The following is a 26,841-nucleotide window of genomic DNA, read 5'->3' as shown; positions in this document are numbered from 1 at the left end:
CGACAAGTGGTCTCAGGAATGGGGGCGTTCCAGTGAGCGGCAACGGCGGTGGCGGGACGAACACTGCGAGCGGTGACAAGCGGCCGAACGAACTGCTCTCCTCGTGGTTCGTCCGCAGCGGCTGGTCCAAGGGCGAGCTGGCCCGTCAGGTCAACCGCCGGGCCCGGCAGCTGGGCGCCCACCACATCTCCACCGACACCTCCCGCGTGCGCCGCTGGCTGGACGGGGAGAACCCGCGCGAGCCGATCCCCAGGATCCTGTCCGAGCTGTTCTCCGAGCGCTTCGGCTGCGTGGTCTCCGTGGAGGACCTCGGACTGCGCGCCGCCCGCCAGTCGCCCTCCGTCACCGGCGTCGACCTGCCCTGGACCGGCCCGCAGACGGTGGCCCTGCTCAGCGAGTTCTCCCGCAGCGACCTGATGCTGGCCAGGCGCGGCTTCCTCGGCACCTCGCTGGCGCTCTCCGCCGGCCCGTCCCTGATCGAACCGCTCCAGCGCTGGCTCGTCCCCACGCCCCCCTCGCCGTCGCGCGAGCCGGAACCGGCCGCCGCCTCCCGCCGCCCCGGCCGGCTCTCCCGCCCCGAGCTGGAGCTGCTGGAGACCACCACGAAGATGTTCCGCCAGTGGGACGCCCAGTGCGGCGGCGGCCTGCGCCGCAAGGCCGTCGTCGGCCAGCTGCACGAGGTGACCGACCTCCTCCAGGAACCCCAGCCCGAGGCCACCACCAAGCGCCTGTTCAAGGTCGCCGCCGAGCTGGCCGAGCTGGCCGGCTGGATGAGCTACGACGTGGGGCTCCAGCCCACCGCGCAGAAGTACTTCGTGCTCGCCCTGCACGCCGCCAAGGAGGCCGGCGACAAGCCGCTCGGCTCCTACGTCCTGTCCAGCATGAGCCGCCAGATGATCCACCTCGGCCGGCCCGACGACGCCCTGGAACTCATCCACCTCGCCCAGTACGGCAGCCGTGACTGCGCCGGCCCGCGCACCCAGTCCATGCTGTATGCGATGGAGGCCCGCGCCTACGCCAACATGGGCCAGCCCGGCCGTTGCAAGCGCGCGGTGCGGATGGCCGAGGACGCCTTCGCCGACGCCGACGACTGGGACGAGCCGGATCCCGACTGGATCCGCTTCTTCTCCGAGGCCGAACTGCACGGCGAGAACAGCCACTCCTTCCGCGACCTCGCCTATGTCGCCGGCCGCAGCCCCGCCTACGCCTCGCTGGCCCAGCCACTGATGGAGCGGGCCGTGGACCTGTTCGCCGGCGACTCCGAGCACCAGCGCTCCTACGCGCTCAACCTCGTCGGCATGGCCACCGTCCACCTCCTCCAGCGCCAGCCCGAGCAGAGCACCCAGTACGTCACGCAGGCCATGAAGGTGGCCAAGAAGGTCCGCTCCGAACGCGTCAACACTCGTATCCGCAAGACCGTCGACAACGCCGTACGCGACTTCGGCGACCTCGCCGAGGTCATCGACCTCACCGAGCAGCTCGCCGCCGAGCTGCCCGAGACGGCCGAGGCCGGCTGAGACACCACCGGCCGGACACACCGGCGCACCCCTGAACCCCGGCCGCGGCCGGCCCTCCCGAACTGCCCGACTCGGCTCCCCCGCCAGGTCATCGGAAGGCCGCCGCGGCCGGTTCTTTCACGCCACGAGGCTCCTCGTCCCCGCGTCCGCCCCGCGGCGCCGCCACCACACGCGCGATTCACCGACGCGTAACACAGCGGGCGCCTTCGTCACCCCCGCGAAACAACGGGGGGCGCCCACCGAAACCGCGCTGCGCCAGTCTCGTGGCGCATAACCGGCCCACCCCTCCTGGCCGGGAATCGCTTCCCGGACCGCGCAAGGCTTCGCCCGCACGGGGCCGTACCCAAGACGAGGAGACGCCGATGGCACCAGCCATCATGCTTGCGGCGGACGCACCCAAGCTGTCGTCCGCCAACACAGGCTTCATGCTCATCTGTTCCGCCCTGGTCATGCTGATGACCCCGGGCCTGGCCTTCTTCTACGGAGGCATGGTCCGCGTCAAGAGCACCCTCAACATGCTGATGATGAGTTTCGTCAGCCTGGGGATCATCACCATCCTCTGGGTCCTCTACGGCTTCTCCATGGCCTTCGGCGCCGACAAGGGCTCCCTCGTCGGCTGGACCTCCGACTTCGTCGGCTTCAGCGGGATCGGCAAGACCGACCTGTGGCCCGGATACACCATCCCGGTCTTCGTCTTCGCCGTCTTCCAGCTGATGTTCGCGATCATCACCCCGGCCCTGATCAGCGGCGCCCTCGCCGACCGGGTGAAGTTCACCGCCTGGTCACTGTTCGTGGTGCTGTGGGCCACGATCGTGTACTTCCCGGTCGCCCACTGGGTCTGGGGCACCGGCGGCTGGGCCTTCGACCTCGGCGTGATCGACTTCGCCGGCGGCACCGCCGTCCACATCAACGCCGGTGCGGCGGCGCTCGGCGTCATCCTCGTCATCGGCAAGCGCGTCGGCTTCAAGAAGGACCCGATGCGCCCGCACAGCCTCCCGCTGGTCATGCTCGGCGCCGGACTGCTGTGGTTCGGCTGGTTCGGTTTCAACGCCGGCTCCTGGCTCGGCAACGACGACGGCGTCGGCCCGCTGATGTTCGTCAACACCCAGATCGCCACCGCCGCCGCCATGCTCGCCTGGCTCGGCTACGAGAAGATCCGCCACGGCGCGTGCACCACGCTCGGCGCCGCCTCCGGCGCGGTCGCCGGCCTCGTCGCCATCACGCCCTCCGGCGGCGCGGTCTCCCCGCTCGGCGCCATCGCGGTCGGCGCCATCGCCGGTGTCCTCTGTGCCATGGCGGTCGGCCTGAAGTACCGGTTCGGCTACGACGACTCCCTCGACGTCGTCGGCGTCCACATGGTCGGCGGCGTCATCGGCTCCCTGCTGATCGGCCTGTTCGCCAGCGGCAGCGGCCAGTCCGACGTCAAGGGCCTCTTCTACGGCGGCGGCCTCGACCAGTTCTGGAAGCAGTGCGCCGGCGTCTTCGCGGTCCTCGCCTACTCCCTCGTCGCCTCCGCCGTCCTAGCCTTCCTGATCGACAGGACGATCGGCATGCGGGTCAGCGAGGACGAGGAGATCTCCGGCATCGACCGCGCCGAACACGCCGAGACCGCGTACGACTTCACCGGCGCGGGCGGCGGCGTCATCGCCGCCGGACCCACCGCCGCCGCGGGCGGCGCGACGCAGAGCAAGCCGAGCAAGAAGGTGGACGCATGAAGCTCATCACCGCCGTCGTGAAGCCGCACCGGCTGGACGAGATCAAGGAGGCCCTCCAGGCCTTCGGCGTCCACGGCCTCACCGTCACCGAGGCCAGCGGTTACGGCCGCCAGCGCGGACACACCGAGGTCTACCGCGGCGCCGAGTACACCGTCGACCTGGTCCCCAAGATCCGCATCGAGGTGCTGGCCGAGGACGACGACGCCGAACAGCTCATCGACGTCGTGGTCAAGGCGGCCCGAACGGGCAAGATCGGAGACGGCAAGGTCTGGTCCCTGCCGGTCGAGACGGCCGTACGGGTCCGCACCGGCGAACGCGGCCCGGACGCGCTCTGACAGCCACGAGGACGGGAGTCGCCGGGTGACGGACACCGACATGCGCAACGAAGCAGAGGACTCGGGACCCAGCGGCTACGCGGCGGCCCGGCTGCGCCTCCTCACCGAGGAGACGCGGCCCGGGCCGCCGCGCCGTGCCGCCCTCTCCGCCCTCACCGACGACTGGCTGGCCGGCCTCTTCGCCGCCGCGGCCCAGAACCTGCCCGGCGCGTCCCTCGTCGCCGTCGGCGGCTACGGCCGCGGCGAACTCTCCCCGCGAAGCGACCTCGACCTGCTCCTGCTGCACGACGGCAGCGCCCCCGAGGCGGTCGCCGCCCTCGCCGACCGCCTCTGGTACCCCGTCTGGGACCTCGGGCTCGCCCTCGACCACTCCGTCCGCACCCCTACCGAGGCCCGCCGGACGGCCGCCGACGACCTCAAGGCCCAGCTCGGCCTGCTCGACGCCCGGCACCTGGCGGGCGACCGCGGCCTGACCACCGCACTGCGCACCCAGGTCCTCGCCGACTGGCGCAACCAGGCCCCCAAGCGCCTGCCGGAACTGCGCGACCTGTGCGCCGAGCGAGCCGAACGCCAGGGCGAACTCCAGTACCTCCTGGAACCCGACCTCAAGGAGGCCCGCGGCGGCCTGCGCGACGCCACCGCCCTGCGCGCCGTCGCCGCCTCCTGGCTCGCCGACGCCCCCCGCGAAGGCCTCGCCGACGCCCGCCGACGGCTCCTCGACGTACGCGACGCCCTCCATCTGACCACCGGCCGCGCCACCGACCGGCTCGCCCTCCAGGAACAGGACCAGGTCGCCGCCCACCTCGGCCTCCTCGACGCCGACACCCTGCTGCGCCAGGTCTACGAGGCCGCCCGCGTCATCTCCTACGCCGGCGACGTCACCTGGCGCGAAGTGGGGCGCGTGCTCAAGTCCCGCGCCGCCCGCCCCAAGCTGCGCGCTCTCCTCGGCGGTGGGAAGACCCACCTCGCCGAACGGACCCCGCTCGCCGAGGGCGTCGTGGAACAGGACGGAGAAGTCGTCCTCGCCCGCACCGCCCGCCCCGAACGCGACCCCGTGCTCCCGCTGCGCGCCGCGGCCGCCGCCGCCCAGGCCGGCCTCCCGCTCTCCCTGCACGCCGTGCGCCGCCTGGCCGCCGCCGCGGGCCCGCTGCCCACGCCCTGGCCGGCCGAGGCCCGCGAACAGCTCGTCACCCTGCTCGGCTCCGGCCGCCCCACCGTCCAGGTCTGGGAAGCCCTCGAAGCGGAAGGCGTCATCAGCCGGCTGCTGCCCGACTGGGAACGGGTGCGCTGCCGCCCCCAGCGCAACGCCGTCCACGTGTGGACCGTCGACCGCCACCTCATCGAGACCGCCGTACGCGCCGCCGGTTTCACCCGCCGCGTCCACCGCCCCGACCTCCTGCTCGCCGCCGCACTGCTGCACGACATCGGCAAGGGCTGGCCAGGCGACCACTCCGTCGCCGGCGAGACCATCGCCCACGACGTGGCCGGGCGCATCGGCTTCGACCAGGCGGACGCGGCCGTCCTCGCCGTCCTCGTCCGCCACCACCTGCTGCTGGTGGAGACCGCCACCCGCCGCGACCTCGACGACCCCGCCACCGTCCGCGCCGTCGCCGAGGCGGTCGGCACCCAGGGCACCCTCGAACTGCTGCACGCCCTGACCGAGGCGGACGCCCTGGCCACCGGCCCCGCCGCCTGGTCCTCCTGGCGCGCCTCCCTCGTCGCCGACCTGGTGCGCCGCGTCTCCGCCCTCCTCGCCGGCGAGGAGCCCGAGGACTCCGAACCCGCCACTGCGCCCACCGCCGAGCAGGAACGGCTCGCCGTCGAGGCCTTCCGCACCGGCGGCCCCGTCCTCACCCTGCGCCCCCAGGCCGACCCCCTGGACGAGGACCCCGCACGCGAGCCCGAACCCCTCGGCGTCGAACTGCTGCTCGCCGTCCCCGACCAGCCCGGAGTGCTTCCCGCGGTCGCCGGCGTCCTCGCCGTGCACCGGCTCACCGTCCGCACGGCCGAACTGCGCACCCTGGACCTGCCCGACGGCTTCGGTGACGCCACCGTCCTGCTGCTGAACTGGCGCGTCGCCGCCGAGTACGGCTCACTGCCGCAGGCCACCCGGCTCCGCGCCGACCTGGTCCGGGCACTCGACGGCAGCCTCGACGTCGCCGGCCGCCTCGCCGAGCGCGACGCCGCCTATCCGCGCCGCCGCGGCGTCGTGCCGCCCCCGCCGCGGGTGACGGTCGCCCCGGCCGCCTCCCGGCACGCCACCGTCATCGAGGTCCGCGCCCAGGACGCGCCCGGCCTGCTGTTCCGGCTCGGGCAGGCGATGGAGGACGCGAAGGTACGGGTGCGCAGCGCCCACGTCTCGACGCTCGGCGCGAACGCGGTGGACGCCTTCTACGTCACGGCCCTGGACGGCACCCCGCTGCCGGACGAGGAGGCCGCGTCGCTGACCCGGCGGGTGGCGGAGACGCTGCGGGGATGATCCGTCGCCGGCGACCGTGCCCCGCCCGCCGCCGGCGGGCGGGGACGATTCGCTTGCGGGGGCGGATACCCTGGAGGGCAGCCCAAGACGACTCCTACCCCGAGGACCGACGCCGCCGTGTTCGATACTCTCTCCGATCGCCTCTCAGCGACCTTCAAGAACCTGCGCGGCAAGGGGCGGTTGTCCGAGGCGGACATCGACGCCACGGCGCGCGAGATCCGTATCGCCCTGCTCGAGGCGGACGTGGCCCTGCCCGTCGTCCGCACGTTCATCAAGAACGTCAAGGAGCGCGCCCTCGGCGCCGAGGTCTCCCGGGCGCTGAACCCCGCCCAGCAGGTCCTCAAGATCGTCAACGACGAGCTGGTGACCATCCTCGGCGGCGAGACCCGCCGTCTCCGCTTCGCCAAGCAGCCCCCCACCGTGATCATGCTCGCCGGCCTCCAGGGCGCGGGCAAGACCACCCTCGCGGGCAAGCTCGGCAAGTGGCTCAAGGAGCAGGGCCACTCCCCGCTCCTGGTCGCCTGCGACCTGCAGCGCCCCAACGCCGTCAACCAGCTCAGCGTCGTCGCCGACCGCGCCGGCGTGGCCGTCTACGCCCCCGAGCCGGGCAACGGCGTCGGCGACCCGGTCAAGGTCGCCAAGGACTCCATCGAGTTCGCCAAGGCCAAGGTCCACGACATCGTGATCGTGGACACCGCCGGCCGCCTCGGCATCGACCAGGAGATGATGCAGCAGGCCGCGGACATCCGCGACGCCGTCTCCCCGGACGAGATCCTCTTCGTCGTCGACGCCATGATCGGCCAGGACGCGGTCAACACCGCCGAGGCCTTCCGCGACGGCGTCGGCTTCGACGGCGTGGTGCTCTCCAAGCTCGACGGCGACGCCCGCGGCGGTGCGGCCCTGTCGATCCGGCAGATCACCGGCAAGCCGATCATGTTCGCGTCCAACGGTGAGAAGCTCGACGACTTCGACGCCTTCCACCCGGACCGGATGGCCTCCCGCATCCTCGACATGGGCGACCTGCTCACCCTGATCGAGCAGGCGGAGAAGACGTTCAGCCAGGAAGAGGCCGAGAAGATGGCCTCCAAGCTGGCGTCGAAGAAGGGCCAGGACTTCACCCTGGACGACTTCCTGTCCCAGATGGAACAGGTCAGGAAGATGGGGTCCATCTCCAAGCTGCTCGGCATGCTCCCGGGCATGGGTCAGATCAAGGACCAGATCAACAACATCGACGAGCGCGACGTGGACCGCACCGCCGCGATCATCAAGTCGATGACCCCGGGTGAGCGCCAGGACCCCACGATCATCAACGGCTCGCGCCGCGCCCGCATCGCCAAGGGTTCCGGCGTCGAGGTCAGCGCCGTGAAGAACCTGGTCGAGCGGTTCTTCGAGGCCCGCAAGATGATGTCCCGCATGGCGCAGGGCGGCGGGATGCCCGGTATGCCGGGCATCCCGGGCATGGGCGGCGGCCCCGGCCGCTCCAGGAAGCAGCCGAAGAAGGCCAAGGGCAAGCAGCGCTCGGGCAACCCGATGAAGCGCAAGCAGCAGGAGCAGGAGGAGGCCGCGCGGCGCGCCGCGGCGGCCCAGGCGGGCGGCGCGCTGGGCCTGCCGCAGCAGGGCGCGCAGGACTTCGAGCTGCCGGACGAGTTCAAGAAGTTCATGGGCTGACGGTTCCCGGACCGACGGGCCCCGCTCCCGACCGACGGGCCCCGCTCCCGACCGGCGGGCCCCGGTCCGCGCACCGGCGGCGCAGAGGCCGTAGAGGGCGTCCCCTTCCGTGCGGAGGGGACGCCCTCAGCGCGTGCCGGGGCACGGCATCTGCCGTAACGTCCAGATATGAGCGATGCCGCGCCACCACGAAAGGCCCCTGACCAGCCGTGGCGCACCGAGGGCACGCCGGACCAGCCGCCGGGGCGGCCCGGCGGCCGGAGGACGCGCGGCAGATGGTGGGGCCTGCTGGTCACGGCGGTGATCGTCTTCCTGCTGGCCTACGGCGGGCTGAGCTACTACAGCAGCGGCGGCGAGCCGACGATCTCGTACACGGAGTTCAGCCGGCAGGTCGACGCCGGCAACGTCGGCAAGATCTACGCCAAGGGCGACGCGATCCAGGGCCAGCTGAAGACGGCGCGGACCAAGCCCGGCGGTCATGGCACGTACACGAAGTTCCGCACCCAGCGGCCGTCGTTCGCCGACGACCGGCTCTGGCAGAGCCTGAGCAGCCACAGGGTCACGGTGACCGCGCAGCCGGTCGTGCAGGAGCGCAGCTTCCTGTCCAATCTGCTGCTGTCGCTCGCCCCGATCGCGGTGCTGGCCGTCCTGTGGGTCTTCTTCGCCCGGCGGATCGGCTCGGGCCTGGGCGGTCCCGGCGGCCTGCTGGGCCGCAAGACGCCGCCCCGGCCGGTCGAGCTCCAGCCGGGCACCCAGCGCACCACGTTCGCCGACGTCGCCGGGATCGACGAGGTCAAGGGCGAGCTGGACGACGTGGTGGACTTCCTGAAGCACCCCGACGACTACCGGCGCATGGGCGCCAAGATGCCGCGCGGTGTGCTGCTCACGGGACCGCCGGGCACCGGCAAGACGCTGCTGGCGCGGGCCGTGGCGGGCGAGGCCGGGGTGCCGTTCTTCTCGGCGTCCGCGTCGGAGTTCATCGAGATGATCGTCGGCGTGGGCGCCTCCCGGGTGCGCGAGCTGTTCGCCGAGGCCCGTAAGGTGGCCCCGTCGATCATCTTCATCGACGAGATCGACACCATCGGGCGGGCGCGGGGCGGCGGCGCGTCGATGGGCGGCCATGACGAGCGCGAGCAGACGCTGAACCAGATCCTGACCGAGATGGACGGCTTCTCGGGCTCCGAGGGCGTGATCGTGCTGGCCGCCACCAACCGGGCCGACGTGCTGGACCCGGCGCTGACCCGGCCGGGCCGGTTCGACCGGCTGGTGCAGGTGGCGCCGCCGGACCGGGGCGGCCGCGAGGCGATCCTGCGGATCCACACCCGGGAGATCCCGCTGGCCCCAGACGTGGACCTCAACCGGGTGGCCCGCACCACGCCGGGCATGACCGGCGCGGAACTGGCCAATCTCGCCAACGAGGCCGCGCTGCTCGCGGTCAAGCGGCGTCAGCGGCAGGTGACGCAGACCGACTTCTCCCAGGCGCTGGAGAAAGTGCAGCTGGGCGCCGAACGCGCCCTGGTCATGCCGCAGGAGGAGCGCCGACGCACCGCGTACCACGAGAGCGGGCACGCGCTGCTCGGCATGCTCCAGCCCGGCGCCGACCCGGTCCGCAAGATCACCATCGTGCCGCGCGGACGGGCGCTCGGCGTCACCCTCTCGACGCCGGAGTCGGACAAGTACGCGTACACCGAGGAGTATCTGCGCGGCCGGATCATCGGCGCGCTCGGCGGCATGGCGGCCGAACACGTGGTCTACGACGTCATCACCACCGGTTCGGAGAGCGACCTGGAGCAGGTGACCAACATCGCGCGCGGGATGGTGGCCCGGTGGGGCATGAGCGAGCACCTGGGACGGCTGTCGGCGCTGCCGAACGACTCCCAGCAGGCCTACGGGCTCGCCGCCGCCCCGCAGACCCTGGACGCCATCGACACCGAGATGCGGCGGATCGTGGACGAGTGCTACGAGGAGGCGTGCCGCAAGCTGCGCGACCACCGGCCGCAGCTGGACGCGCTGGCGGCGGCCCTGCTGGAGAGCGAGACCCTGGAGGAGGCCGACGCCTACCGGGTCGCCGGCATCACGCGTCTGAAGAAGGACCTGGAGGCGGAGGCCGAACCGGAGCCGAAGCCCGAGCCGGAGGCGCACTCCCGGCGCCCGGAGGACGGGGGCGGCGACGACGGCCGCGGCGCCCACCGGGCCTGACCGGCCGCCACGCGGGCGGGCGGACGCGGCGTGAGCGTTCACGTGCGGGGCGGCCGGCCCGGGGCCCGTGGGGCGGGCCGGTGCGTCGTCCGCTCAGGGCGTCAGCGCGATCAGGTAGCGGAACACGTTCGGCATCCACACCGTGCCGTCGGCCCGCTGGTGGGCGTGCAGGGTCTCCGCCAGCTCCTTGGCGACCTGGGCGGGGTCGCCCGCCTCGATCGCGGCGTCGAACAGTCCGGTGGAGAGCATGCCGCGCACCGCGCTGTCGAGACCGGCGTATCCGAACGGGCAGGCCACCCGCCCGGAGCCGTCGGGCCGCAGTCCGGCGCGCCGGGCGACGTCCTCCAGGCCGTCGCGCGCGGCGGGGCGCGGGGCGTCCGGCCCGGTCGCCACCCGCAGCACCGAGGAGGTCGCGCACCGCTCGGGCGGTCCCCAGCCGGCCAGCACGACCGGGGCCCCGCGCCCGGCGAGCGGCGCTGCCGCGGAGAGCAGTTCGCTCAGCCGTTCGCCGTCGCCGGTCAGGCACCCGACCGGGTCGAACGCGGTGATCAGGGTGTACGGCGGCCTCAGGCCGCCGTCCGCGTCCCCGGCGTCCGTCTTTCCGCCCTGCTCGCCGTCGTCGAGGAGGGCCGAGAGCGGCCCGTCGACGATCCGGGCGGCCGCACGCGCCTGTGTGCCCCCCGTCTGCGGCAGCAGGCGGCGGCGCGCGAGGGCGAGCCGTTCGGGGCAGGAGGGGCCGACGCCGGTGACCGCCGCCCCCCGGGCGTGCGCCATCAGCAGGGCGAGCCCGGACCCGCAGCCCAGGGCCAGCAGCCGGGTGCCGGCGCCCACTTCCAGTCGTTCGTACACGGCTTCGTAGAGCGGTACCAGCATCCGCTCCTGGATCTCGGACCAGTCACGCGCGCGTGCACGCTGGTCCACCCGGGGAGCCGGCCCCGCGTGGGCGGCGTGCTGACGCACGAGCGTAGGTGTCATGGATAAGCGCCCCAATCCGCCGAGAGTTGCCGCTGTGCAGGTTCCGTGGCCCCCGTGCCGCGCGCTCGCACTTCCCGTATGTCAGGTAACTCCCCGCTCCGCATCGCGTCCAGGGGTCGAGGGGCTCTCGGTTGCCGGTTTCGGGCGTGCGGCGCGATATTTCACATGCCGGTAACCGGGGCCTCGACAAGCTGTTTCCGGACATGGACCCGGCCGCCCCGGACGGCGGGAGCGGGCCGGTGCGGGACAGGGGGAGCGGGCCCGGTAACGTCAGGGGCACCGGGCGCGCTGACCGAGTGACGGCGTTCGCCCTCGGAAGCGGCCGAAACGCCTCTTGCCCCGTTCAGCACCCCGTGACCACCGGACGGCGGCCGCTGGTGCGTAGCCGGGACTACGCACCAGCTTGTGCCGAGCTGTGCGGCTTCTCCGCAGATCAGCGCACCCGCCCTCGTCAGGACGCATCAGCGGCAACTGACGGGTACGTGCAAATTATTTGGGATGCCCCGGAATAGGAACACGGCGGCACCCACGCTCGTTGTCATTACGTGAGCACGACACAGACAACACCTGTTCTCGCAGCGGAACTGGCGCAGGCGTGGGCCGACATTCAGCGGAACCACCCCGAACTGCCGGATCTGGCCGCGCCGGAATCCCTGATCGGAGAGTCGTCGTCCGCGTGCGGGCACGAACTCTCCTTCGAGCGACTGCTGCACGAAGCAGTCCACGGCATCGCCGCCGCGCGCGGGGTGCGTGACACCTCCCGCGCCGGCCGGTACCACAACCGCCGGTTCCTCGCCATCGCCGAGGAGCTGGGGCTGGACCACCCGGACGAGCCGCATCCCAGCAGCGGCTTCTCCCTGGTCACGCTCAGCCCCGAGGCCAAGCGGCGCTACCGCCCGACCATGGAGCGCCTCCAGCGCGCCCTGAAGGCGCACACCGCGGCCACCTCCGCCGACACCAGCCGCACCTTCCGGGGTCCGGCCGCCCGCCACGGCTCCTCCGGCGGCGGCGTCCGGGTCAAGGCGGTCTGCGACTGCGGCCGCAACGTCCGGGTGGTGCCCTCGGTCCTGGCGCAGGCCCCGATCGTGTGCGGGGGATGCGGCAAGCCGTTCCGGATCCCGGAGACGGTGGGGGCGGCGGCGAGCTGACCGCGTCCGGCATCTCGTGGGTGCCGGACGCGCCACGGCGCGCCGGGGCGACGGCGCGGCCGCGGGCAGTTCTGCCGCGGAGCCGTCGCGCCGGGTGCCGCCGAGGCGTGCCCGCATACGGCCGCAGCACCCCATGCCCGATCGGGTCCGCGGGGTGTGGCAGAATGGCCAGCTGTACTCGACAGTCGCACAGGACCCCTCTCTCCTCCGGCTGACGCGTCCATCGGGCACTCGGGTACCGCAACCCCACGCGGCGTCTCGCCGTGCCCACCCACGTCAAATCCAGGAGAACCCACTCCCGTGGCAGTCAAGATCAAGCTGAAGCGTCTGGGCAAGATCCGTTCGCCTCACTACCGCATCGTCGTCGCCGACTCCCGTACCCGCCGTGACGGCCGGGCCATCGAGGAGATCGGTCTGTACCACCCGGTGCAGAACCCCTCGCGCATCGAGGTCAACGCCGAGCGCGTGGCGTACTGGCTCTCCGTCGGCGCCCAGCCGACCGAGCCCGTGCTCGCCATCCTGAAGAAGACCGGCGACTGGCAGAAGTTCAAGGGCGAGCCCGCCCCGGCTCCGCTGCTCCAGCCGCAGGAGAAGGCCGCGCGTCCGGCGTTCGAGGCTCTCGGCGGCGACGACGAGGGCAAGGGTGAGGCGATCACCCCGAAGAAGAAGGCTGAGAAGAAGGACGAGGCCGCTGCCGCGTCCGAGTCGACCGAGGCCTGAGCAGCATGCTCGAAGAGGCGCTTGAGCACCTCGTGAAGGGCATCGTCGACAACCCTGACGATGTGCAGGTCGCCTCGCGCAACCTGCGTCGCGGACGCGTGCTGGAGGTCCGGGTGCACCCCGAGGACCTCGGCAAGGTGATCGGTCGCAACGGCCGTACCGCACGCGCGCTGCGCACCGTCGTGGGCGCCATCGGCGGCCGCGGTGTCCGCGTCGACCTCGTCGACGTGGACCACGTCCGCTGACGCTTATCGCAACCGGCTCGGGCCGGGGAGGGCCACACGGCCGTCCCCGGCCCGAGCCGTATCAGTGGGAAAGTCGCACGAGCAGGATGACGACAGGAGAATTGGACACGTGCAGCTGGTAGTCGCACGGATCGGCCGTGCCCATGGCATCAAGGGCGAGGTCACCGTCGAGGTGCGTACCGACGAGCCGGAGCTGAGGCTCGCGCCCGGCGCCGTACTCGCCACCGATCCCGCATCCACGGGCCCGCTCACCATCGAGACCGGCCGGGTCCACAGCGGCCGCCTCCTGCTGCGTTTCGAGGGCGTCGGCGACCGCACCGCCGCCGAGGCGCTGCGCAACACCCTGCTCATCGCCGAGGTGGACCCGGAGGAACTGCCCGAGGACGAGGACGAGTACTACGACCACCAGCTGATCGACCTCGACGTGGTCACCGAGGACGGTACGGAGGTCGGGCGGATCACCGAGATCTCGCACCTGCCCTCGCAGGACCTGTTCATCGTGGAGCGCCCCGACGGCAGCGAGGTGATGATCCCGTTCGTCCAGGAGATCGTCACCGAGATCGACCTGGAGGAGCAGCGGGCCGTCATCGCCCCGCCGCCCGGCCTGATCGACGATCGCGCCGAGATCGCCTCCGCGCGCGACGCCGGGCAGGAGTCGCGCGATGCCGGGCAGGAGGCAGGCGAGGCCGAGCCGGAGTCGCGCGGGTCCGGGGACGCGTCCTGATGCGCCTCGACGTCGTCACGATCTTCCCCGAGTACCTCGAACCGCTGAACGTCTCCCTCGTCGGCAAGGCACGCGCGCGCGGGCAGCTGGACGTGCGGGTGCACGACCTGCGCGAGTGGACCTACGACCGGCACAACACCGTCGACGACACGCCCTACGGCGGCGGCCCCGGCATGGTCATGAAGACCGGGCCCTGGGGCGACGCCCTGGACACCGTCCTCGCCGACGGCTACGAGGGCGGCGCGCACGCGCCCGCGCTGATCGTCCCGACCCCCAGCGGCCGGCCGTTCACCCAGGAACTCGCCGTCGAACTCTCCGAGCGCCCCTGGCTGATCTTCACCCCGGCCCGCTACGAGGGCATCGACCGCCGTGTCATGGACGAGTACGCGACCCGGATGCCCGTCTACGAGGTCTCCATCGGCGACTACGTCCTGGCCGGCGGCGAGGCGGCCGTCCTGGTCGTCACCGAGGCGGTGGCCCGCCTGCTGCCCGGCGTCCTCGGCAACGCCGAGTCCCACCGCGACGACTCCTTCGCCCCCGGCGCCATGGCCAGCCTGCTGGAGGGCCCCGTCTACACCAAGCCGCCCGTCTGGCGCGGCCGGGACATCCCGGACGTGCTGCTCAGCGGCCACCACGGGAAGATCGCCCGCTGGCGCCGCGACGAGGCCCTGCGGCGCACCACCGCCCACCGGCCCGACCTCATCGAGCGCTGCGAGCCCGAGGCGTTCGACAAGAAGGACCGCGAGATGCTCTCCATCCTGGGCTGGGCACCGGACCCCGAGGGCGAGCCGTACGGGCGATTTTGGCGCAGGGCCGACGACGTGGAAGAATAGGCCGCTGTTGTGCGCCGTCCGGCGTGCGCCCCTGCCACAGGGGGACACGACGCCCGCCCCGATCCGCGCGACACCATCCCAGAACCTCTAGTTCCGTTGATGACCTGTGGCATCAACGAGGAAAGCAGACGAAATGTCTCACCTGCTCGACACCGTCGACGCCGCGTCGGTCCGCGACGACATCCCCGCCTTCCGCCCGGGCGACACGGTCAACGTGCACGTCCGCGTCATCGAGGGCAACCGCTCCCGTGTGCAGCAGTTCAAGGGCGTCGTGATCCGCCGCCAGGGCTCGGGCGTGCGCGAGACCTTCACGGTCCGCAAGGTCTCCTTCTCCGTCGGCGTCGAGCGCACCTTCCCGGTGCACACCCCGATCGTGGAGAAGATCGAGCTCGTCACCCGCGGTGACGTGCGCCGCGCCAAGCTGTACTACCTCCGTGAGCTGCGCGGCAAGGCCGCGAAGATCAAGGAGAAGCGCGAGAACTGAGCGCCCTCCGGGGTTCATGGCCGGGGCGGATAGCATTCCGCCCCGATGGACACCGAAGCACAGTCGATGGAGCGCGACCGCTCCTGCCGCCCCTGCGACGCCGGACCCGACGAGGCTCCGGACGCACAGGGCCGACAGGGGCGGTCGCGTTCGTCGTTGCCGGCGCGGCTCACCGGACGGCTTCCGGGCGGGCGGATCACCCTGGCCGCGCTGCTCTGCCTGGCCCTGCTGTTCCTGCTCAACACGTTCGTGGCCCAGCCGTTCCAGATCCCGAGCGGGTCCATGGAGCCGGGATTGAGGATCGGCGACCGCGTTCTCGTAAACAAGTTGGCGTACCGTTTCGGAGCCGGGCCGCGCCGCGGCGACGTCGTCGTCTTCGACGGCACCGGGTACTTCGGGGACTCCGACTACGTCAAACGCGTCGTGGGCGTGGGGGGAGACCACGTGGTCTGCTGTGACAAGGAGGGCAGGATCGAGGTGAACGGCCGACCGGTCGACGAATCGACGTTCCTGCACCCCGGCGACCGCCCCTCGGCGGTGCCGTTCGACGTCGTCGTGCCCGAGGGGACCCTGTTCCTGCTCGGCGACCACCGCGACGACTCCAGCGACTCCCGCGACCACCTCGGCTCGCCTGGCGGCGGCATGATCCCGGTCGGCGCCGTCGTCGGCCGCGCCGACTGGATCGCCTGGCCCCCCGGGCACTGGACGCGCATCACCCGGCCCGACGCGTACGCGCGCGTGCCCGAGGCGGGCGCCTGTGCGCGCGTGCCCGTGGCCGGTGTCCACGCGCGTGTGGACGCGGGCGGCGCCTGGGACGGCGGCGTCCCCGCTCCGGACGGCGGCGTCCATGGGTAGCCGCGGCCGACCGCGCGGTGTCCCGGCGTCCGACGGCACCGCGGGCCTGCTGCCCACGGGGGCCCGGCGCGCCTCCAGCCCGGCCGGCGGGCGCACCCGCGCCGAGCGGCGCAAGCTGCAGCGCAAGGTCAAGCGCAAGCGCAGGCGCTCCGCCGTGCGGGAGATCCCGCTGCTGGTCGGCGTCGCCGTGCTCATCGCGCTGGTGCTGAAGACGTTCCTCGTACAGGCCTTCGTGATCCCGTCGGGCTCCATGGAGCAGACGATCCGGATCGGCGACCGGGTCCTGGTCGACAAGTTCACCCCGTGGTTCGGCTCGATGCCGCAGCGCGGGGACGTGGTGGTCTTCCACGACCCGGGCGGCTGGCTCAAGGACGAGCAGCCGGCCAAGAAGAACGACCCCGTCGTCGTCAAGCAGCTCAAGGAAGGGCTCACCTTCATCGGCCTGCTGCCCTCCGACAACGAGAAGGACCTCATCAAGCGGGTCGTCGGCGTCGGCGGCGACCACGTCAAGTGCTGCGACGCGCAGGGCCGGATCACCGTCAACGGCGTTCCCCTGAACGAGCGGGACTACATCTTCCCGGGTGACGCCCCCTCCGACGAGCCGTTCGACATCACCGTCCCGCAGGGCCGGCTGTGGGTGATGGGCGACCACCGCGGCAACTCCGCGGACTCCCGCTTCCACCAGGACTCGGCCTACAAGGGGACCGTCTCGCTGGACTCGGTGGTCGGCCGGGCCATGGTGATCGGCTGGCCGTTCGGTCACTGGAGCACGCTGAAGGAGCCCACGACCTTCGCCTCCGTGTCCGACGCGGCGGCCGGGTCGACCGCCGCCGCCCCGCTGTCGCATAGGGTTGCCCCCTACGATCCCAAGAGATCGGTTCGACTCCCGAGCCCTGCGGAACTCCCGCTCGTTATGGGAGTGGTGGGCCTGCACCGCACCTGGCGCAGGCGGCGGCACGGAGTGAGGAGTTGGCGTGGGGGATGTGGCGGTTGGCGCACGGACCGGAGGCGACGGCGAGGAGCACCGCCGGCGCCCGGTGGGAGCGGCGGCCCCCGCCGCGGACGGTGCCGTGCCCTCCGGGAGTGACAGCGATACAGCCGAGGACGGCACGGTGACGGAGCACAGTCAGAGCGAAGAGCAGGGGGCCGGCGGCGGCTCCCCGGAAGCGAAGAAGCCCCGCTCCTTCTGGAAGGAGCTGCCGATCCTCATCGGTATCGCGCTGGTGCTGGCGCTGCTGATCAAGACCTTCCTCGTGCAGGCGTTCTCCATCCCGTCGGACTCGATGCAGAACACCCTCCAGCGGGGCGACCGGGTCCTGGTCGACAAGCTGACCCCGTGGTTCGGCTCGGAGCCCGAGCGCGGCGAGGTCGTCGTCTTCCACGACCCGGACGACTGGCTGGCCGGTGAGCCCACGGCCAAGCCCAACCCCCTGCAGAAGGTCCTCAGCTGGATCGGCCTGATGCCGTCCGCCGAGGAGAAGGACCTGATCAAGCGCGTCATCGGCGTCGGCGGCGACACCGTCGAATGCAAGAACTCCGGCCCCCTGCTGGTCAACGGCAAGGCGCTGAACGAGCCGTACGTCTACCCGGGCAACACCCCGTGCAGCGTGGACGACCAGGGCGGCCAGTTCAAGGTGACGGTGCCCAAGGGCTACATCTGGGTCATGGGCGACCACCGGCAGAACTCCCGCGACTCGCGCTACAACCAGACCGACGAGCACCACGGCATGGTGCCGGTCAAGGACGTCGTCGGCCGTGCCATCGTGCGTGCCTGGCCGATCAACCGCTGGGGCACGCTGCCGGTCCCGGACACCTTCGACCAGCCGGGTCTCGGTGAGCATTCCTCCGCGGCGGGCGCCCTGACGGTCGCGCCGACCGGCGTGGCCCTCAGCGCGGTCGTGCCGGTGGCGGTGTGGCGCCGCAGGCGCTCCATGGAGTCCCTGAACGGCACGGGCGTCCCCACGACGCCCACCGGCGGCCGCTGAGCCGTCCGACGCGCCCCCGAGGGTCCCGTCCGGGGCCCTCGGGGGCGTACGCGGTTGCGTGCGGAAGGGGGCTGCCCCGTTCCGGTACCGCCGGGTAGGGTGCGGGTCCATGGGTGGCGAGAGCACGACGCGTACGGCCCCGCTGAGCGGCGGCACAGGCAGGGCCCCGGCGGGTGGCAGGACGGGACAGCGGCTGTCCGGGCTGGCCGTGGCGCTGGGACTGGTGCTGTTCCTCGGCGGCTTCGCGTGGGCGGCCGTCGTCTACCGCCCGTACACCGTGCCGACCAGTTCGATGTCGCCGACGATCGGCATGGGCGACCGGGTGCTGGCCCAGCGCGTGGACGGCGACGAGGTGCGCCGCGGCGACGTCGTCGTCTTCCGCGACAGCACCTGGGTGGCCGACGCCCCCGTGGTCAAGCGCGTGGTGGCCGTCGGTGGCGACACCGTCGCCTGCTGCACCGACGGCAAGCTGACCGTCAACGGCAAGAAGATCGACGAGCCCTACCTCAAGGGCGACGTCGCCGAGGTCCAGGGCTTCCCCACCGTGAAGGTGCCCGAGGGCCGGCTGTTCCTGCTCGGCGACGAACGCGAGGGCTCCCTGGACTCCACCGCCCACCTCACCGACGCCGCCAAGGGCACCGTCTCCCGCAGCGACGTGAGCGCGCGTGTGGACGCCGTGATCTGGCCCGCCAAGGGCATGCTGGAGCGCCCCACCGGCTTCGAGGCGCTCGGCGCCCTCTCGCAGCCGGGCCCGCTGCGCACCGTCGTCGCCCTGATCGTCGCCGGCGCCGTGCTCGTCCTGGCCGGCGGCGCCTACGGTCCCCTCGCCAAGCTGCTGGGCCGCTCCCGCACCCGTGCCCGGACGGAGCCGGCCGGTGCCCGCTGAGGCCCGGGACGCGGGCGGGGACACGTACGCGGGCGGGCTGCGCAAGGTGGCCCGGGTGGTGCTGCTCGACCCGGTCGACCGCGTCCTGCTGCTGCACGGCCACGAGCCGGACGACCCCGCCGACGACTGGTGGTTCACGCCCGGCGGCGGCCTGGAGGGCGACGAGAGCCGTGAGGACGCCGCCCTGCGGGAACTCGCCGAGGAGACCGGCATCACCGACGTCGCGCTCGGCCCGGTCCTGTGGCGGCGCCGGTGCTCCTTCCCGTTCGCCGGCCGCCGGTGGGACCAGGACGAGTGGTACTACCTGGCCCGCACCACCCAGACGGCGACCGCCGCCACGGCCCTGACCGAGCTGGAACGGCGCAGCGTGGCGGGCGCACGCTGGTGGACCTGTCGGGAACTGGCCCGCACGCATGAGACCGTGTACCCGACCAGACTCGCCGGGCTGCTGCGCACTCTGCTCGACGAAGGTCCTCCGGCCGAACCCGTGACCCTGGACACCGAAATCGTCTAGGGGCGCACGGGACTGGCGCACAATGGGGGGACCGTACGGCTGAAGGGGAACATGCCATGAGCGCCGAGGACCTCGAGAAGTACGAGACCGAGATGGAGCTGAAGCTCTACCGGGAGTACCGCGATGTCGTCGGTCTGTTCAAATACGTGATCGAGACCGAGCGGCGTTTCTACCTCACCAACGACTACGAGATGCAGGTCCATTCGGTCCAGGGTGAGGTGTTCTTCGAGGTGTCGATGGCTGACGCCTGGGTGTGGGACATGTACCGGCCGGCCCGGTTCGTCAAGCAGGTGCGTGTCCTCACGTTCAAGGACGTGAACATCGAGGAGCTGAGCAAGAGCGAGCTGGAGCTGCCGGGCGGGTGAGGTGCACCCGTGTGGGTGACGGAGTTGTCCACAACCGCTGAGTAACCCACCAAGATCCACTCGGTGGGCGCGGATGCGTGACGGTGGGCGCCGGAGGTGGTGCCGACATGAACACCCATCAGGCACGCAGCGCACTCGGCAGGTACGGCGAGGGGCTGGCCGCGCGCCGGCTGGCCACGGCCGGGCTGACGGTCCTGGCGCGCAACTGGCGCGACGGCAGGACCGGTGAGATCGACATCGTGGCCCGGGACGGCGACGTCCTGGTCGTCTGCGAGGTGAAGACCCGCAGGGCGGCCGGCTTCCAGCACCCGATGGCCGCGATCACGGCCGAGAAGGCCGAGCGGCTGCGCGGCCTCGCGCAACGCTGGATCCAGACCCACGGCGGAGCGCCGCCCGGCGGCGTCCGCATCGACCTCGTCGGCGTCCTGCTGCCCCGGCGTGGAGCGCCGGTGGTCGAGCATGTGCGAGGGGCGGCCTGATGGGATTCGCACGCACGTGCTCTGTGGCCCTCGTCGGGGTGGAAGGCGTGGTCGTCGAGGTCCAGGCCGATCTGGAACCGGGCGTCGCCGCCTTCACCCTGGTGGGCCTGCCCGACAAGAGCCTGACCGAGAGCCGGGACCGGGTCCGGGCCGCCGTGGTCAACTCCGGCGGCGAATGGCCGCAGAAGAAACTCACGGTCGGACTCAGCCCCGCCTCGGTGCCCAAGGCCGGCAGCGGCTTCGACCTCGCCGTCGCCTGCGCGGTGCTCGGCGCGGCCGAACGGATCGATCCCCGGGTCCTCGCCGACATCGTCATGATCGGGGAACTCGGCCTGGACGGCCGGGTGCGCCCCGTGCGGGGCATCCTGCCCGCCGTGCTCGCCGCCGCCGACGCCGGCTACGAACAGGTGGTCGTCCCCGAGTGCGCCGCCGCCGAGGCCTCGCTCGTGCCCGGCGTCTCCGTGCTCGGCGTACGCAGCCTGCGCCAGCTGATCGCCGTGCTCACCGACGAACCCGTGCCCGAGGAGGAACCGGACGAGCAGGGCCGCCCGGACCCGTTGCTGGCCGGACTGCGCCTGCCCGGCGCCGGCTCGGCCACCGGCATGCACGGCGTGGGCGCCGCCCAGCACGGCGAGGGACACGACCTCGCCGACGTGATCGGCCAGGCCTCCGCGCGCACCGCGTTGGAGGTCGCCGCGGCCGGCGGCCACCACCTGTTCCTGGAGGGGCCGCCCGGCGCGGGCAAGACCATGCTCGCCGAGCGGCTGCCCGCCGTCCTGCCCCCGCTCGCCCGGCAGGAGTCGCTGGAGGTCACCGCGATCCACTCGGTGGCCGGACTGCTGCCGCCGGGCAAGCCCCTGATCGACCTCGCCCCCTACTGCGCCCCGCACCACTCGGCGACGATGCAGGCGCTCGTCGGCGGCGGCCAGGGCATCGCCCGCCCCGGCGCCGTCTCCCTCGCCCATCGAGGCGTGCTCTTCCTGGACGAGACCCCCGAGTTCAGCAGCCATGCCCTGGACGCCCTGCGCCAGCCCCTGGAGGCCGGCCATGTGGTGATCGCCCGCAGCGCCGGGGTGGTGCGGTTCCCGGCGAAGTTCCTGATGGTCCTGGCGGCCAACCCCTGCCCCTGCGGCCGGTTCTCGCCGCGCCGCGACAACCAGTGCGAGTGCCCGTCCTCGGCGATCCGCCGCTACCAGGCCCGCATCTCCGGCCCGCTCCTGGACCGGGTGGACCTGCGGGTGGAGGCCGAACCGGTCACCCGGGCCGAACTGGCGCTGCGCGGCGCCCGAGGCGAGTCCACGGCCGCCGTGGCCGGGCGGGTGCGGGCCGCCAGGGAGCGCGCGGCGGCCCGGCTCGCTGACACCCCCTGGCGGACCAACGCCGAGGTGCCCGGACACGAGCTGCGCACCCGCTGGCACGCCGCGCCCGGCGCGATGGACGAAGCCGAGCGCAGCCTGGAACGCGGGGTGCTGACCGCCCGCGGACTCGACCGCGTGCTCCGGGTCGCCTGGACGATCGCGGACCTGGGCGGCCACACCCGCCCCGACGCGGGCGACGTGACGCTGGCGCTGCAACTGCGCACGGGCGTGCCGAGGGGCGTGCCGATGGCCATCGGGGCACCGGCATGAACGGGGAACGCGCCGAGCCCCTGGTGCGTCAGGGCTCCGGGCGGCGCCCGAATCCCCCGGAGCACGAGGACTGCCCGGTGCGCGCCGAGCTTCCGGAGCGCCGGGGCCGCGCGGAAGGCACCGAATTCCCGGAGCGCCGGGACTGTGCGGAGCGCGCCGGGCTTTCGGGATGGCCAGGCCGTACCGAGCGCCCCCGGCTTCCGGTCCCGCCCGAGTCCGGGCAGTTCTCGGATCTCCCGGACCTCTCGGAGCGGTCGCAGCTTCCCGAGCCGCTCGAGCCCTCGGGGTGCCCGGGCGGGAGCGGACGCGCGGCGGCGGGCTGCGAGCTGTCGGCCCGGGTCTTACTCACCCGCGTCCTCGAACCGGGGGACGCGTCCGGCGGCCGGTGGGTGCGGGAACTGGGGGCCGTGGCGGTGGCCCGGCGGCTGCGTGACGGCGGGCCGCGCCTCGCCGGGTTCTCGGACAAACGATGGGCCGGACTGTGCGCCCGGGCCGCGCAGTCCGACCCCGCACGGGACCTCGCCGCCGCCCGCGCGGCCGGAGTGCGGTTCGTGTGCCCCGGCACGCCCGAGTGGCCGGCCCAGCTCGACGACCTGGGGGACGCCCGCCCGCTCGGCCTGTGGGTGCGCGGCAGACCCAGCCTGCGGCTGTGGGCGCTGCGCTCGGTCGCCGTGGTCGGCGCGCGGGCCTGCACCGAGTACGGCGCCCATATGGCCGCCCACCTCGCCGCCGGTCTCGCCGACCGCGGCTGGGTGGTGGTGTCCGGCGGCGCCTACGGGGTCGACGGCGCCGCCCACCGCGGCGCGCTGGGCAGTTCCGGAGCGACCGTCGCCGTCCTGGCCTGCGGCGTCGACCGGCCCTACCCGCGCGGGCACGCCGCCCTGATCGACCGGATCGCCGAGCAGGGCCTGGTCGTCGGCGAACTGCCGCCGGGCGATCACCCGACGCCGAGCAGGTTCGTCGTCCGCAACCGGGTCATCGCGGCGCTCACCCGGGGCACCGTGGTCGTGGAGGCCGCCTACCGCAGCGGATCGCTGGCCACCGCCCGCGCGGCGCAACGGCTGGGCCGCCACACCATGGGGGTGCCCACACCTCTTTCCGGGCGCACCGCTCTGGCTCCGATCAGGTTCCGGCTGGCCACCGCCGCCTGAGCCCACGGACGGCCCTCCCGCCGCCCAGAAGACCGCCCCGGGCGCTCGGTGCCCGGGGCGGTCTTCTGTGTCCAGGGAGAGCCACGGAGACCCCACGACGGCCTATGCCCCGGCTCGATCCGGCCATTCCAGTGGATCACTGTACAGACCGGCGCATTACGCCCCTATGATCCTCGCCATGACTACTCAAAACCCCAACCACCCTTGCGCCTGCGGCAGTTACGCCTTCGAGGTGCTCATTCACGAGAACGTCGGCGGCGACAAGGTGTGGCAGCAGAAGACCACTGGTTGCGCTGCGACGACCCAGAGCACGTTCGCACCGGGGCACGACGCCAAACTCAAGTCCCTGCTCATCGCCGCAGGCGTCGGCGGCCACCAGGTGCGCCAGACCACGCATGACACGGTGGTCGTCAAGGACGCGCTGAAGGTGGCCGCCGACCTGGGGTGGGAAGACCTCGTCGGCGAGGCCATCGCCAAGGGGAGGGGCTAGCGCCGCCGCAGCTCACCCTTGGTGCCGTTGCCGTTGCACTTCCAGCAGAGGCACAGCGGCCACCGCGTGTCGATGAGCGGCAGGTTCGGCATCTTGTCGACCGACCACTCCCGCGCGCTGACCTCCTCGGTTTCTCCCGTCTCACCGTCGATCTTGTAGACCCGGATGCTTAACCCGGCCATCTGGCCCCCTCGCAACGCTATGACCACTAGGTATCGCGGTATCACGGTATCGCGATCTCGCGGTGTCGCATAAGACTGCGGTAGCGCGGGGTACCGCGTGGTCATACGTTCGCGATGTGAGTGACCTTGATCGATCCCGCCCGGTGTGGCGGCAGGTGGCCGAGATCATCAGCAAGCGGATCGCCGACGGGACCTATCCGCCCGGCAGCCGGGTGCCGGGCATCGTCGAGCTGAGCGCCGAGTTCGGCATCGCCGCGTCGACGGCGCAGAAGGCGTTGGCGCACCTCAGGACCACCGGAGTGGTCCGCACCGAACTGGGTCTCGGTACCTTCGTCGCCGACTCGAAGTAGGCCGGCTAACGTCGACGCGGCCAGCGACTGGCCGAGTTTCCGGTGACGTGTCGACAGACGGCCCGGTGCCGCATGCACACCACTATCCTGGAGGGGATGGAGTCGAGTCAGTAACTGTGGCGGGAGGGGGGCCAGATGACAGACACGACAGACGATGGCGGCAACCTCGATGAAGCGCCTGGTCCGGCAGAGTATCCAAGAATCACGGTAGCGAATGAGGGTTCTGGCACGCTCCGTGTCAATCGTCTCACTGTTAATCAATATGCGCGTGGCGCCGATGAAGACCGCGTCAACGGAGGGAGCCTCGCCGAACGGCGGCAGAAGTTCCACTTTGACTTCCTGAACCACACACTGAAGCAGGCCGAGTGGACGTTCCGGCTGAGCGTGTGGTTCATGACCGGTGGTGCGCTGATCATCCTTGCGGGCGGCGTGCTGGCCCTGGTTCACGCGGGGAACCCCGACCTCAGCTACCTGCCATACGTGACAGCCCTTACCGGTGCGCTGATTACCACCGGCGGTGGCGCGTTGGCGCTGCACTCGAAGCGCACGATGGCCAACCTCACCAAGGCCGCCGAGGACAACGAGAGCAAGATCGACATCGACCACAAGCTCGAAGTCGCGACGACCTTCATCGACCGCGTCGAGGACACGCAGGCCAAGGACCGTTTGAACTCGGCCGCCGCGTTGAAGGCCCTGGGTATGGACGCGCAGCCCGAGACCATGGTCAACCGACTGCTTCCCGACTCGCAGACCAAGGAGATCGAGCCGGGGGAGCCGACCGCCTGACGGCGAGAGGCCAGGGACGGCTCCCCCCATGGCCTTTCGCACGCTGGCCGGCACCCGCGCCCCCGGGCGGGCTCTCGTGCGGCGGGAGACCCCACGGGAGCCCGGGACGGGCCTACGCGGCGGCGGGCGGCTACTCGTTATCGGCCCGGGGCGGGATCTCCGCCACCGTCGCGGCGACGGGCGGCTCATCGGGCTTGCGCTTAAAGCGGTGCCAAGCATCGCGCGCGCGGCTGGCCGAATCGATCACGTCCGGAACCTGATCCAATACGCCCTTGAGCGCGAACAGGAAGATCGAGGCCACCCCCGCGACGGCAAGAATGGCGAGCGTCACTGCGCCGTCCAACTGACTCGGTACCTTTCTATTCGGGTGACCGAGCCGGGGCTCATGCGCAGGGCATTCGTCAGCTCGGCCACTGCTCAAGTGGCTCGAACCGAGAAGCCCTGCGCTCGACGCAACGCTGGGTGTCTCAGTGGCCGAGGCGGGTGCGCCCGGCGAAACACGGGTATGACTGGTGGACCGTAAGAGTCGAAAGCTCCTCAAGCGACTTTGCGAGCCGACATCGATTGGGCAGGGAGTTGCAGGTATATGACCCTGCGTGCCCCGCCCCGGTCTCGTGCCTCCCCTGCTCCCCGCGAAGGTGCAGATCAAGAAGCGACGCAAAGGGCTTCGACTGCGCGCAGGAGGTTGCACTCCGGCGCGCGAGTCGATGTTAGGTCATGCCCCCACAAGATCGCATCTCGACCTGGCTATAACTGGGTCCCATCGCAGTCGAGTTGGCGAGGACGGGCCACGATGATCTTTATGCGGCGGCGGGTGGCTCCTTGTCGTCCGCCGGGACGGTCACCGGGGGCGGCGGCTCCTCGGTGTCGTCGGGCCTGACCGCCTCGTCCTGCTCCTCCTTGAGGCGCTTCCACGCGTCGCGCGCACGGCGGAACGACTCGAATAGGTCGGGGAGCTGATCAGAGATGCCCTTTATCGCGAAGAGCAGCACAGAGGCCACGCCAGCGACGGCGAGAATGATGATGGTGATGGCGTTGCCGTCCACCGATCCTTACCTTCCCTGTCATGGGCCGGATCGGTGGGTCTGCGCGCAGGCAGCCTCGATCCGAACCCTCTTACGGTTCGGACCGAGACACCTACGCTCGACGCACAGCAGCGCAAATGTTCTCGGGTGGGCCGGTGATCAGCCCAGGTTGTGAAAGTAGTACATCCCTTTCGGCGGCTGCTCCGTCTTCATAGCCTGTGCGTCAGGTCCCCTGTCGGACTAGGGGGCCCAGCTCCAACGGTGCAGCGTCCTGGTTCCCGACGATGCCGGGTCGCCCAGGTGCGGAGGGTCTTCGTAGCCCTCAGCACCGATGGTAGCGCAGGCTGATATGCAGTGCGCGAAGAACAAGTGACTTGCACTGAAGTCGACTTGGAGCGGGTTCTCCGTGGCTCTCCCCGGGCCTCGTGGGGGCGGATACGGCCGGACGCCCCGGGCGGGCACGAGAGGCCGCCGGAGACCCCACGGGAGGCCGGGACGATATATGGCCGGTGCCGCTGGCCGGAGCGCCGGACGGCCAGTCGTCAGGTCAGCGGCCTCCGGATTAGCCGGCCATAACCTCCCGTGCTTGGGGATCACGACTCGTGCACTGGTGATACCGCCCCCTAGTCCTGGTGTGTTCTCCTGGTACCACAGCAGGCTCGTAGCCGTCCGGCCCCCGCTTCAGCGGGTGATTGACACCGGGGAGCGGGGGGACAGCCGGGGCAAGGTTCGCGATGAGCGCGGCAGCTTGCGGGGTTCGGACCGCCGACAGGGCGGGGCCTTACCTGCCACCCACCGAGGTGCGAACGTTCCCGATGAGGAACCCCCGTGTCTGCTTTCGAGTTCAGCCCTGCTGCTCTCCGACGAATCCGCACTGAGCGCGGCATCGGCCAGCGTCGGCTTGCCCGCCAGATCGACCGCACCCACACCAACGTGAGCGGCTACGAGAACGGCCGTAGTGCTCCGTCGCTCGTCACGCTGGCCGCCATCGCCGACGCCCTGGGCGCGTCCATGGACGACTTCATGGTCCGCGCCGACCGCGAGGAGGTGTCGGCGTGATCGCCAAGGACGCTCGCAAGATGACCGACGCGGAGCGGGCGCGA

The 26,841-nt window shown here is 71.8% G+C and carries 28 protein-coding genes and 1 pseudogene; 25 read left to right on the top strand and 4 right to left on the bottom strand.

The annotated features are described in order from the left end of the window. Positions 1-32: 32 nt before the first annotated feature. The 6 genes from AB0N63_RS22340 to ftsH all read left to right on the top strand — a co-directional run bounded on the left by AB0N63_RS22340 (position 33) and on the right by ftsH (position 9,913). Positions 33-1,517: a hypothetical protein gene (locus AB0N63_RS22340; RefSeq protein WP_365530752.1), complete on the top strand. Its 1,485-nt coding sequence runs from the start codon at positions 33-35 to the stop codon at positions 1,515-1,517. A 362-nt stretch (positions 1,518-1,879) separates the two neighbouring features. Then, the gene (locus AB0N63_RS22335; RefSeq protein WP_365530751.1) at positions 1,880-3,232 is read left to right on the top strand and encodes an ammonium transporter; all 1,353 of its coding nucleotides are present in this window, start codon (positions 1,880-1,882) and stop codon (positions 3,230-3,232) included. Next, positions 3,229-3,567, top strand: a complete 339-nt coding sequence (locus AB0N63_RS22330) for a P-II family nitrogen regulator (protein WP_009190863.1) — start codon at positions 3,229-3,231, stop codon at positions 3,565-3,567. The genes AB0N63_RS22335 and AB0N63_RS22330 overlap by 4 nt, the downstream gene beginning before the upstream one ends. 25 nt (positions 3,568-3,592) lie before the next feature. After that, positions 3,593-6,046 (top strand): [protein-PII] uridylyltransferase, encoded by a 2,454-nt coding sequence (locus AB0N63_RS22325; protein ID WP_365530749.1) that lies wholly within the window; start codon positions 3,593-3,595, stop codon positions 6,044-6,046. 117 nt (positions 6,047-6,163) lie between these two features. Beyond that, the gene (gene ffh / locus AB0N63_RS22320) at positions 6,164-7,714 is read left to right on the top strand and encodes a signal recognition particle protein (RefSeq protein ID WP_365530747.1); all 1,551 of its coding nucleotides are present in this window, start codon (positions 6,164-6,166) and stop codon (positions 7,712-7,714) included. Positions 7,715-7,882: 168 nt separating this feature from the next. Next, positions 7,883-9,913: an ATP-dependent zinc metalloprotease FtsH gene (ftsH, locus tag AB0N63_RS22315; protein ID WP_365530745.1), complete on the top strand. Its 2,031-nt coding sequence runs from the start codon at positions 7,883-7,885 to the stop codon at positions 9,911-9,913. A gap of 93 nt (positions 9,914-10,006) precedes the next feature. On the opposite strand, the gene AB0N63_RS22310 is transcribed toward ftsH, so the two are convergent. Then, positions 10,007-10,888, bottom strand: coding sequence for an SAM-dependent methyltransferase (locus tag AB0N63_RS22310; RefSeq protein WP_365530743.1), 882 nt, complete (start codon positions 10,886-10,888; stop codon positions 10,007-10,009). Positions 10,889-11,433: 545 nt separating this feature from the next. Here AB0N63_RS22310 and AB0N63_RS22305 point away from each other — a divergent pair. The 16 genes and pseudogenes from AB0N63_RS22305 (at position 11,434) to AB0N63_RS22230 (ending at position 23,395) form a co-directional block, all read left to right on the top strand. Then, positions 11,434-12,036, top strand: coding sequence for a hypothetical protein (locus tag AB0N63_RS22305; RefSeq protein WP_009190868.1), 603 nt, complete (start codon positions 11,434-11,436; stop codon positions 12,034-12,036). Positions 12,037-12,336: 300 nt separating this feature from the next. Then, positions 12,337-12,756 carry a 30S ribosomal protein S16 gene (gene rpsP / locus AB0N63_RS22300; protein ID WP_365530741.1) on the top strand — a complete coding sequence of 140 codons (420 nt, stop codon included), beginning with the start codon at positions 12,337-12,339 and terminating at the stop codon, positions 12,754-12,756. A 5-nt stretch (positions 12,757-12,761) separates the two neighbouring features. Then, complete coding sequence (locus tag AB0N63_RS22295; RefSeq protein WP_009190870.1) at positions 12,762-13,001, top strand: RNA-binding protein; 240 nt, start codon at positions 12,762-12,764, stop codon at positions 12,999-13,001. A 109-nt stretch (positions 13,002-13,110) separates the two neighbouring features. Continuing rightward, positions 13,111-13,725 carry a ribosome maturation factor RimM gene (gene rimM / locus AB0N63_RS22290; RefSeq protein WP_365530739.1) on the top strand — a complete coding sequence of 205 codons (615 nt, stop codon included), beginning with the start codon at positions 13,111-13,113 and terminating at the stop codon, positions 13,723-13,725. Then, positions 13,725-14,558 (top strand): tRNA (guanosine(37)-N1)-methyltransferase TrmD, encoded by an 834-nt coding sequence (gene trmD / locus AB0N63_RS22285; protein WP_365530737.1) that lies wholly within the window; start codon positions 13,725-13,727, stop codon positions 14,556-14,558. Before rimM ends, trmD begins: the two co-directional genes overlap by 1 nt. A 133-nt stretch (positions 14,559-14,691) precedes the next feature. Continuing rightward, entirely contained in the window at positions 14,692-15,042 is a 351-nt protein-coding gene (gene rplS, locus AB0N63_RS22280) for a 50S ribosomal protein L19 (protein WP_009190873.1), read from the top strand. Between the two features lie 45 nt (positions 15,043-15,087). After that, complete coding sequence (gene lepB, locus AB0N63_RS22275; protein ID WP_365530735.1) at positions 15,088-15,897, top strand: signal peptidase I; 810 nt, start codon at positions 15,088-15,090, stop codon at positions 15,895-15,897. Then, the gene (lepB, locus tag AB0N63_RS22270; protein ID WP_365530733.1) at positions 15,890-16,984 is read left to right on the top strand and encodes a signal peptidase I; all 1,095 of its coding nucleotides are present in this window, start codon (positions 15,890-15,892) and stop codon (positions 16,982-16,984) included. Before lepB (AB0N63_RS22275) ends, lepB (AB0N63_RS22270) begins: the two co-directional genes overlap by 8 nt. Next, positions 16,872-17,882 (top strand): signal peptidase I, encoded by a 1,011-nt coding sequence (gene lepB, locus AB0N63_RS22265; protein ID WP_365530732.1) that lies wholly within the window; start codon positions 16,872-16,874, stop codon positions 17,880-17,882. Before lepB (AB0N63_RS22270) ends, lepB (AB0N63_RS22265) begins: the two co-directional genes overlap by 113 nt. A 109-nt stretch (positions 17,883-17,991) precedes the next feature. After that, complete coding sequence (lepB, locus tag AB0N63_RS22260; RefSeq protein WP_365530731.1) at positions 17,992-18,768, top strand: signal peptidase I; 777 nt, start codon at positions 17,992-17,994, stop codon at positions 18,766-18,768. Then, positions 18,758-19,282 carry an NUDIX hydrolase gene (locus AB0N63_RS22255; protein ID WP_365530730.1) on the top strand — a complete coding sequence of 175 codons (525 nt, stop codon included), beginning with the start codon at positions 18,758-18,760 and terminating at the stop codon, positions 19,280-19,282. The genes lepB (AB0N63_RS22260) and AB0N63_RS22255 overlap by 11 nt, the downstream gene beginning before the upstream one ends. A gap of 56 nt (positions 19,283-19,338) precedes the next feature. After that, positions 19,339-19,647, top strand: a complete 309-nt coding sequence (locus tag AB0N63_RS22250; protein WP_009190879.1) for a DUF2469 domain-containing protein — start codon at positions 19,339-19,341, stop codon at positions 19,645-19,647. A gap of 77 nt (positions 19,648-19,724) precedes the next feature. Continuing rightward, positions 19,725-20,126 carry a YraN family protein gene (locus AB0N63_RS22245; protein ID WP_365530729.1) on the top strand — a complete coding sequence of 134 codons (402 nt, stop codon included), beginning with the start codon at positions 19,725-19,727 and terminating at the stop codon, positions 20,124-20,126. Next, positions 20,126-21,754 carry a YifB family Mg chelatase-like AAA ATPase gene (locus AB0N63_RS22240; protein ID WP_365530728.1) on the top strand — a complete coding sequence of 543 codons (1,629 nt, stop codon included), beginning with the start codon at positions 20,126-20,128 and terminating at the stop codon, positions 21,752-21,754. The genes AB0N63_RS22245 and AB0N63_RS22240 overlap by 1 nt, the downstream gene beginning before the upstream one ends. A gap of 326 nt (positions 21,755-22,080) precedes the next feature. Beyond that, positions 22,081-22,854 (top strand): annotated as a pseudogene (gene dprA / locus AB0N63_RS22235) (DNA-processing protein DprA); the annotation flags it as partial. A gap of 229 nt (positions 22,855-23,083) precedes the next feature. Beyond that, a complete protein-coding gene (locus AB0N63_RS22230; RefSeq protein WP_365530727.1) occupies positions 23,084-23,395 on the top strand; it encodes a hypothetical protein in 312 nt (103 codons plus the stop codon). Here the strand turns inward: AB0N63_RS22230 and AB0N63_RS22225 are convergent. After that, a complete protein-coding gene (locus AB0N63_RS22225; RefSeq protein ID WP_365530726.1) occupies positions 23,392-23,577 on the bottom strand; it encodes a hypothetical protein in 186 nt (61 codons plus the stop codon). The two genes, AB0N63_RS22230 and AB0N63_RS22225, sit on opposite strands and share 4 nt — an antisense overlap. A gap of 116 nt (positions 23,578-23,693) precedes the next feature. Here AB0N63_RS22225 and AB0N63_RS22220 point away from each other — a divergent pair, with 116 nt between their 5' ends. Together AB0N63_RS22220 and AB0N63_RS22215 are read left to right on the top strand one after the other, a co-directional pair. Beyond that, positions 23,694-23,927, top strand: a complete 234-nt coding sequence (locus AB0N63_RS22220; RefSeq protein WP_365530725.1) for a winged helix-turn-helix domain-containing protein — start codon at positions 23,694-23,696, stop codon at positions 23,925-23,927. Between the two features lie 135 nt (positions 23,928-24,062). Next, a complete protein-coding gene (locus AB0N63_RS22215; RefSeq protein WP_365530724.1) occupies positions 24,063-24,713 on the top strand; it encodes a hypothetical protein in 651 nt (216 codons plus the stop codon). Positions 24,714-24,843: 130 nt separating this feature from the next. Here AB0N63_RS22215 and AB0N63_RS22210 read toward each other — a convergent pair whose 3' ends face one another. Beyond that, positions 24,844-25,056, bottom strand: coding sequence for a hypothetical protein (locus tag AB0N63_RS22210; RefSeq protein WP_365530723.1), 213 nt, complete (start codon positions 25,054-25,056; stop codon positions 24,844-24,846). A 457-nt stretch (positions 25,057-25,513) separates the two neighbouring features. Beyond that, positions 25,514-25,759, bottom strand: coding sequence for a hypothetical protein (locus tag AB0N63_RS22205; RefSeq protein ID WP_365530722.1), 246 nt, complete (start codon positions 25,757-25,759; stop codon positions 25,514-25,516). 807 nt (positions 25,760-26,566) lie between these two features. Between AB0N63_RS22205 and AB0N63_RS22200 the strand changes: the two genes are divergently transcribed. Further along, positions 26,567-26,797 carry a helix-turn-helix transcriptional regulator gene (locus AB0N63_RS22200; protein WP_365530721.1) on the top strand — a complete coding sequence of 77 codons (231 nt, stop codon included), beginning with the start codon at positions 26,567-26,569 and terminating at the stop codon, positions 26,795-26,797. The last annotated feature ends 44 nt before the right edge of the window (positions 26,798-26,841 follow it).

This window comes from Streptomyces sp. NPDC093260 (genome assembly GCF_040683715.1).
Taxonomy (GTDB): domain Bacteria; phylum Actinomycetota; class Actinomycetes; order Streptomycetales; family Streptomycetaceae; genus Streptomyces; species Streptomyces sennicomposti.
The sequence above is the reverse complement of the archived record's forward strand: the minus strand, read 5'-3'. Positions and strand labels throughout refer to the sequence as shown.

Bases quoted from the DNA above. Each gene is read 5' to 3' on its own strand.
- AB0N63_RS22240 (WP_365530728.1), top strand. From the start codon at position 20,126: ATGGGATTCGCACGCACGTGCTCTGTGGCCCTCGTCGGGGTGGAAGGC.
- AB0N63_RS22250 (WP_009190879.1), top strand. From the start codon at position 19,339: ATGAGCGCCGAGGACCTCGAGAAGTACGAGACCGAGATGGAGCTGAAG.
- AB0N63_RS22310 (WP_365530743.1), bottom strand. From the start codon at position 10,888: ATGACACCTACGCTCGTGCGTCAGCACGCCGCCCACGCGGGGCCGGCT.
- AB0N63_RS22230 (WP_365530727.1), top strand. From the start codon at position 23,084: ATGACTACTCAAAACCCCAACCACCCTTGCGCCTGCGGCAGTTACGCC.
- rplS (WP_009190873.1), top strand. From the start codon at position 14,692: ATGTCTCACCTGCTCGACACCGTCGACGCCGCGTCGGTCCGCGACGAC.
- AB0N63_RS22330 (WP_009190863.1), top strand. From the start codon at position 3,229: ATGAAGCTCATCACCGCCGTCGTGAAGCCGCACCGGCTGGACGAGATC.
- AB0N63_RS22225 (WP_365530726.1), bottom strand. From the start codon at position 23,577: ATGGCCGGGTTAAGCATCCGGGTCTACAAGATCGACGGTGAGACGGGA.
- lepB (WP_365530735.1), top strand. From the start codon at position 15,088: ATGGACACCGAAGCACAGTCGATGGAGCGCGACCGCTCCTGCCGCCCC.
- lepB (WP_365530733.1), top strand. From the start codon at position 15,890: ATGGGTAGCCGCGGCCGACCGCGCGGTGTCCCGGCGTCCGACGGCACC.
- AB0N63_RS22215 (WP_365530724.1), top strand. From the start codon at position 24,063: ATGACAGACACGACAGACGATGGCGGCAACCTCGATGAAGCGCCTGGT.
- ftsH (WP_365530745.1), top strand. From the start codon at position 7,883: ATGAGCGATGCCGCGCCACCACGAAAGGCCCCTGACCAGCCGTGGCGC.
- AB0N63_RS22295 (WP_009190870.1), top strand. From the start codon at position 12,762: ATGCTCGAAGAGGCGCTTGAGCACCTCGTGAAGGGCATCGTCGACAAC.
- trmD (WP_365530737.1), top strand. From the start codon at position 13,725: ATGCGCCTCGACGTCGTCACGATCTTCCCCGAGTACCTCGAACCGCTG.
- AB0N63_RS22335 (WP_365530751.1), top strand. From the start codon at position 1,880: ATGGCACCAGCCATCATGCTTGCGGCGGACGCACCCAAGCTGTCGTCC.
- lepB (WP_365530731.1), top strand. From the start codon at position 17,992: ATGGGTGGCGAGAGCACGACGCGTACGGCCCCGCTGAGCGGCGGCACA.